Origin of the sequence: Enterobacter sp. 50793107 (assembly GCF_001463365.1) — a bacterium.
Classification (GTDB): Bacteria; Pseudomonadota; Gammaproteobacteria; order Enterobacterales; family Enterobacteriaceae; genus Enterobacter; species Enterobacter cloacae.
Map to the genome: position 1 here is coordinate 1 of NZ_LNII01000032.1, position 6,463 is coordinate 6,463.

General features: G+C 52.3%; 4 protein-coding genes and 1 pseudogene. 4 read left to right on the forward strand and 1 reads right to left on the reverse strand.

Annotation, left to right across the window (positions count from 1 at the left end):
• Window positions 1-463: 463 nt before the first annotated feature.
• The 4 genes and pseudogenes from lacI to APU11_RS05025 form a co-directional block, all read left to right on the forward strand.
• Entirely contained in the window at window positions 464-1,546 is a 1,083-nt protein-coding gene (gene lacI, locus APU11_RS05010; protein WP_007851507.1) for a DNA-binding transcriptional repressor LacI, read from the forward strand.
• Window positions 1,547-1,667: 121 nt separating this feature from the next.
• Window positions 1,668-4,742, forward strand: a complete 3,075-nt coding sequence (gene lacZ / locus APU11_RS05015; protein ID WP_007894989.1) for a beta-galactosidase — start codon at window positions 1,668-1,670, stop codon at window positions 4,740-4,742.
• Window positions 4,743-4,793: 51 nt separating this feature from the next.
• Window positions 4,794-6,047, forward strand: coding sequence for a lactose permease (gene lacY / locus APU11_RS05020; protein ID WP_003846917.1), 1,254 nt, complete (start codon window positions 4,794-4,796; stop codon window positions 6,045-6,047).
• 65 nt (window positions 6,048-6,112) lie between these two features.
• Window positions 6,113-6,253 (forward strand): annotated as a pseudogene (locus APU11_RS05025) (maltose acetyltransferase domain-containing protein); the annotation flags it as partial.
• A gap of 14 nt (window positions 6,254-6,267) precedes the next feature.
• On the opposite strand, the gene APU11_RS05030 reads toward APU11_RS05025, so the two are convergent.
• Window positions 6,268-6,463 (reverse strand): IS1 family transposase (locus APU11_RS05030; protein ID WP_057992179.1); only part of this gene is annotated, 196 nt, incomplete at its 5' end.

The window sequence follows — 6,463 nt, forward strand, 5'->3', positions numbered from 1 at the left end:
TGAATATGGAAAGAGTTTTTACCCAGATCGATACCAATGAGCGCAATGTTTTCCATGATAGTTCTCCGAATGAAAGCCTGTCCTCAGCATAATACCGGGAAGGAGGGAGTGACCATCTCATTAAATATCCTACGTTAAGCCTGTTTCTTTAGCTGGCATTACAAAAAGCGAGCGTCTGCATGGTACAGACAGACACCCGAATACGATAAAAATGAGACGAAAAAAACGGTAATGCTGTCAACCTGTTGATGACTATTTTAATCTGTAGTCATTCAATCCTTGTAACATCAGGATGATCCTGGTGTCAGTGAAAATACGAAATCAACACGTTGGTATCATTACCCACCTGTGAACTGACGTCGGCATTTTGAATCTCACTTCGGCGTGCCCCCTCCGAATGGCGCAAAACATTTCGTGGTATGGCATGATAGCACCCGAAGAGAGTCAATTCAGGGTGGTAAATGTGAAACCAGTAACGCTATACGATGTCGCAGAGTATGCCGGTGTCTCTTATCAGACCGTTTCCCGCGTGGTGAACCAGGCCAGCCACGTCTCTGCGAAAACGCGGGAAAAGGTGGAAGCGGCGATGGCGCAGCTGAACTACATTCCCAACCGCGTGGCACAACAACTGGCGGGGAAACAGTCGTTGCTGATTGGCGTTGCTACCTCCAGTCTGGCCCTGCACGCGCCGTCGCAAATTGTCGCGGCGATTAAATCTCGCGCCGATCAACTGGGTGCCAGCGTGGTGGTGTCGATGGTAGAACGAAGCGGCGTCGAAGCCTGTAAAGCGGCGGTGCACAATCTTCTCGCGCAACGCGTCAGTGGGCTGATCATTAACTATCCGCTGGATGACCAGGATGCCATTGCTGTGGAAGCTGCCTGCGCTAATGTTCCGGCGTTATTTCTTGATGTCTCTGACCAGACTCCCATCAACAGTATTATTTTCTCCCATGAAGACGGTACGCGACTGGGCGTGGAGCATCTGGTCGCATTGGGTCACCAGCAAATCGCGCTGTTAGCGGGCCCATTAAGTTCTGTCTCGGCGCGTCTGCGTCTGGCGGGCTGGCATAAATATCTCACTCGCAATCAAATTCATCCGATAGCGGAACGGGAAGGCGACTGGAGTGCCATGTCCGGTTTTCAACAAACCATGCAAATGCTAAATGAGGGCATCGTTCCCACTGCGATGCTGGTTGCCAACGATCAGATGGCGCTGGGCGCAATGCGCGCCATTACCGAGTCCGGGTTGCGCGTTGGTGCGGATATCTCGGTAGTGGGATACGACGATACCGAAGACAGCTCGTGTTATATCCCGCCGTTAACCACCATCAAACAGGATTTTCGCCTGCTGGGGCAAACCAGCGTGGACCGCTTGCTGAAACTCTCTCAGGGCCAGGCGGTGAAGAGCAATCAGCTGTTGCCCGTCTCACTGGTGAAAAGAAAAACCACCCTGGCGCCCAATACGCAAACCACCTCTCCCCGCACGTTGGCAGATTCCTTAATGCAGCTGGCACGACAAGTTTCCCGACTTGAAAGCGGGCAGTGAGCGCAACGCAATTAATGTGAGTCAGCTCACTCATTAGGCACCCCAGGCTTTACACTCTATGTGTCCGGCTCGTATGTTATGCGAAAATGTGAGCGGATAACAATTCACGCAGGATACAACTATGACAATGATTACGGATTCACTGGCCGTCGTATTACAACGTCGTGACTGGGAAAACCCTGGCGTTACCCAACTTAATCGCCTTGCGGCACATCCCCCTTTCGCCAGCTGGCGTAATAGCGAAGAGGCTCGCACCGATCGCCCTTCCCAAGAGTCGCGCAGCCTGAATGGTGAATGGCGCTTTGCCTGGTTTCCGGCACCAGAAGCGGTACCAGAAAGCTGGCTGGAGCGCGATCTTCCTGACGCCGATACTGTCATCGTCCCCTCAAACTGGCAGATGCACGGTTACGATGCGCCTATCTACACCAACGTGACCTATCCCATTGCGGTCAATCCGCCGTATGTTCCCACGGAGAATCCGACGGGTTGTTACTCGCTCACATTTAATGTTGATGAAAGCTGGCTACAGGAAGGCCAGACGCGAATTATTTTTGATGGTGTTAACTCGGCGTTTCATTTGTGGTGCAACGGGCGCTGGGTCGGTTACGGACAGGACAGTCGTTTGCCGTCTGAATTTGACCTGAGCGCATTTTTACACGCCGGAGAAAACCGCCTCGCGGTGATGGTGCTGCGCTGGAGTGACGGCAGTTATCTGGAAGATCAGGATATGTGGCGGATGAGCGGCATTTTCCGTGACGTCTCGTTGCTGCATAAACCGAGCACGCAAATCAGCGATTTCCATGTAGCCACTCACTTTAATGATGATTTCAGCCGCGCTGTACTGGAGGCAGACGTTCAGATGTACGGCGAGCTGCGCGATGAGCTGCGGGTGACGGTTTCTTTGTGGCAGGGTGAAACGCAGGTCGCCAGCGGCACCGCGCCTTTCGGCGGTGAAATTATCGATGAGCGTGGTGGTTATGCCGATCACGTCACCCTACGTCTGAACGTCGAAAACCCGAAACTGTGGAGCGCCGAAATCCCGAATCTCTATCGTGCGGTGGTTGAACTGCACACCGCCGACGGCACGCTGATTGAAGCAGAAGCCTGCGATGTCGGTTTCCGCGAGGTGCGGATTGAAAATGGTCTGCTGCTGCTGAACGGCAAGCCGTTGCTGATTCGCGGCGTTAACCGTCACGAGCATCATCCTCTGCATGGTCAGGTCATGGATGAGCAGACGATGGTGCAGGATATCCTGCTGATGAAGCAGAACAACTTTAACGCCGTGCGCTGTTCGCATTATCCGAACCATCCGCTGTGGTACACGCTGTGCGACCACTACGGCCTGTATGTGGTGGATGAAGCCAACATTGAAACCCACGGCATGGTGCCAATGAATCGTCTGACCGATGATCCGCGCTGGCTACCCGCGATGAGCGAACGCGTAACGCGAATGGTGCAGCGCGATCGTAATCACCCGAGTGTGATCATCTGGTCGCTGGGGAATGAATCAGGCCACGGCGCTAATCACGACGCACTCTATCGCTGGATCAAATCTGTCGATCCTTCCCGCCCGGTACAGTATGAAGGCGGCGGAGCCGACACCTTCGCAACCGATATTATTTGCCCGATGTACGCGCGCGTGGATGAAGACCAGCCCTTCCCGGCTGTGCCGAAATGGTCCATCAAAAAATGGCTTTCGTTGCCTGGAGAGACGCGCCCGCTGATCCTTTGCGAATACGCCCACGCGATGGGTAACAGTCTTGGCGGCTTCGCTAAATACTGGCAGGCGTTTCGTCAGTACCCCCGTTTACAGGGCGGCTTCGTCTGGGACTGGGTGGATCAGTCGCTGATTAAATATGATGAAAATGGCAATCCGTGGTCGGCTTACGGCGGTGATTTTGGCGATACGCCGAATGATCGCCAGTTCTGCATGAACGGTCTGGTCTTTGCAGACCGCACGCCGCATCCGGCGCTGACGGAAGCAAAACACCAGCAGCAGTTTTTCCAGTTCAGTTTATCCGGGCGAACCATCGAAGTGACCAGCGAATACCTGTTCCGTCATAGCGATAACGAGCTCCTGCACTGGATGGTGGCGCTGGATGGCAAGCCGCTGGCAAGCGGTGAAGTGCCTCTGGATGTCGCTCCACAAGGTAAACAGTTGATTGAACTGCCTGAACTACCGCAGCCGGAGAGCGCCGGACAACTCTGGCTAACGGTTCACGTAGTGCAACCGAACGCGACCACATGGTCAGCAGCCGGACACATCAGCGCCTGGCAGCAGTGGCGTCTGGCGGAAAACCTCAGCGTGACACTCCCCTCCGCGCCCCACGCCATCCCGCAACTGACCACCAGCGAAACGGATTTTTGCATCGAGCTGGATAATAAGCGTTGGCAATTTAACCGCCAGTCAGGCTTTCTTTCACAGATGTGGATTGGCGATAAAAAACAACTGCTGACGCCGCTGCGCGATCAGTTCACCCGCGCACCGCTGGATAACGACATTGGCGTAAGTGAAGCGACCCGCATTGACCCTAACGCCTGGGTCGAACGCTGGAAGGCGGCGGGCCATTACCAGGCCGAAGCAGCGTTGTTGCAGTGCACGGCAGATACGCTTGCCGACGCGGTGCTGATTACCACGGTCCACGCGTGGCAGCATCAGGGGAAAACCTTATTTATCAGCCGGAAAACCTACCGGATTGATGGAAGTGGTCAAATGGCGATTACCGTTGATGTTGAAGTGGCGAGCAATACGCCACATCCGGCGCGGATTGGCCTGACCTGCCAGCTGGCGCAGGTAGCAGAGCGGGTAAACTGGCTCGGATTAGGGCCGCAAGAAAACTATCCCGACCGCCTTACTGCGGCCTGTTTTGACCGCTGGGATCTGCCATTGTCAGACATGTATACCCCGTACGTCTTCCCGAGCGAAAACGGTCTGCGCTGCGGGACGCGCGAATTGAATTATGGCCCACACCAGTGGCGCGGCGACTTCCAGTTCAACATCAGCCGCTACAGTCAACAGCAACTGATGGAAACCAGCCATCGCCATCTGCTGCACGCGGAAGAAGGCACATGGCTGAATATCGACGGTTTCCATATGGGGATTGGTGGCGACGACTCCTGGAGCCCGTCAGTGTCGGCGGAATTCCACCTTAGCGCCGGTAGCTACCATTACCAGTTGCTCTGGTGTCAAAAATAATAATAACCGGGCAGGCCATGTCTGCCCGTATTTCGCGTAAGGAAATCCATTATGTACTATTTAAAAAACACAAACTTTTGGATGTTCGGTTTATTCTTTTTCTTTTACTTTTTTATCATGGGAGCCTACTTCCCGTTTTTCCCGATTTGGCTACATGACATCAACCATATCAGCAAAAGTGATACGGGTATTATTTTTGCCGCTATTTCTCTGTTCTCGCTATTATTCCAACCGCTGTTTGGTCTGCTTTCTGACAAACTCGGGCTGCGCAAATACCTGCTGTGGATTATTACCGGCATGTTAGTGATGTTTGCGCCGTTCTTTATTTTTATCTTCGGGCCACTGTTACAATACAACATTTTAGTAGGATCGATTGTTGGTGGTATTTATCTAGGCTTTTGTTTTAACGCCGGTGCGCCAGCAGTAGAGGCATTTATCGAGAAAGTCAGCCGTCGCAGTAATTTCGAATATGGTCGCGCGCGGATGTTTGGCTGTGTTGGCTGGGCGCTGTGTGCCTCGATTGTCGGCATCATGTTCACCATCAATAATCAGTTTGTTTTCTGGCTGGGTTCTGGCTGTGCATTCATCCTCGCCGTTTTACTCTTTTTCGCCAAAACGGATGCGCCCTCTTCTGCCACGGTTGCCAATGCGGTAGGTGCCAACCATTCGGCATTTAGCCTTAAGCTGGCGCTGGAACTGTTCAGACAGCCAAAACTGTGGTTTTTGTCACTGTATGTTATTGGCGTTTCCTGCACCTACGATGTTTTTGACCAACAGTTTGCTAATTTCTTTACTTCGTTCTTTGCTACCGGTGAACAGGGTACGCGGGTATTTGGCTACGTAACGACAATGGGCGAATTACTTAACGCCTCGATTATGTTTTTTGCGCCACTGATCATTAATCGCATCGGTGGGAAAAACGCCCTGCTGCTGGCTGGCACTATTATGTCAGTACGTATTATTGGCTCATCGTTCGCTACCTCAGCACTGGAAGTGGTTATTCTGAAAACGCTGCATATGTTTGAAGTACCGTTCCTGCTGGTGGGCTGCTTTAAATATATTACCAGCCAGTTTGAAGTGCGTTTTTCAGCGACGATTTATCTGGTCTGTTTCTGCTTCTTTAAGCAACTGGCGATGATTTTTATGTCTATTCTGGCGGGCAATATGTATGAAAGCATCGGTTTCCAGGGCGCTTACCTGGTGCTGGGTCTGGTGGCGCTGGGCTTCACCTTAATTTCCGTGTTCACGCTTAGCGGCCCCGGCCCACTTTCTCTGCTGCGTCGCCAGGTGAATGAAGTCGCTTAAGAAATTAATGTCGGATACGGCGCGAGCGCCTTATCCGACCAACTTATCAGGACGGAATGTTAAAAATGAACATGTCGATGACAGAAAAAATAAAAGCAGGCAAGCTATTTACCGATATGTGCGAAGGCTTACCTGAAAAAAGACTTCGTGGGAAAACATTAATGTATGAGTTCAATCACTCGCATCCATCAGAAGTTGAAAAAAGGGTAATGACTCCAACTTATTGATAGTGTTTTATGTTCAGATAATGCCCGATGACTTTGTCATGCAGCTCCACCGATTTTGTGAGCGACAGCGACTTCCGTCCCAGCCGTGCCAGGTGCTGCCTCAGATTCAGGTTATGCCGCTCAATTCGCTGCGTATATCGCTTGCTGATTACGTGCAGCTTTCCCTTCAGGCGGGATTCATACAGAGGC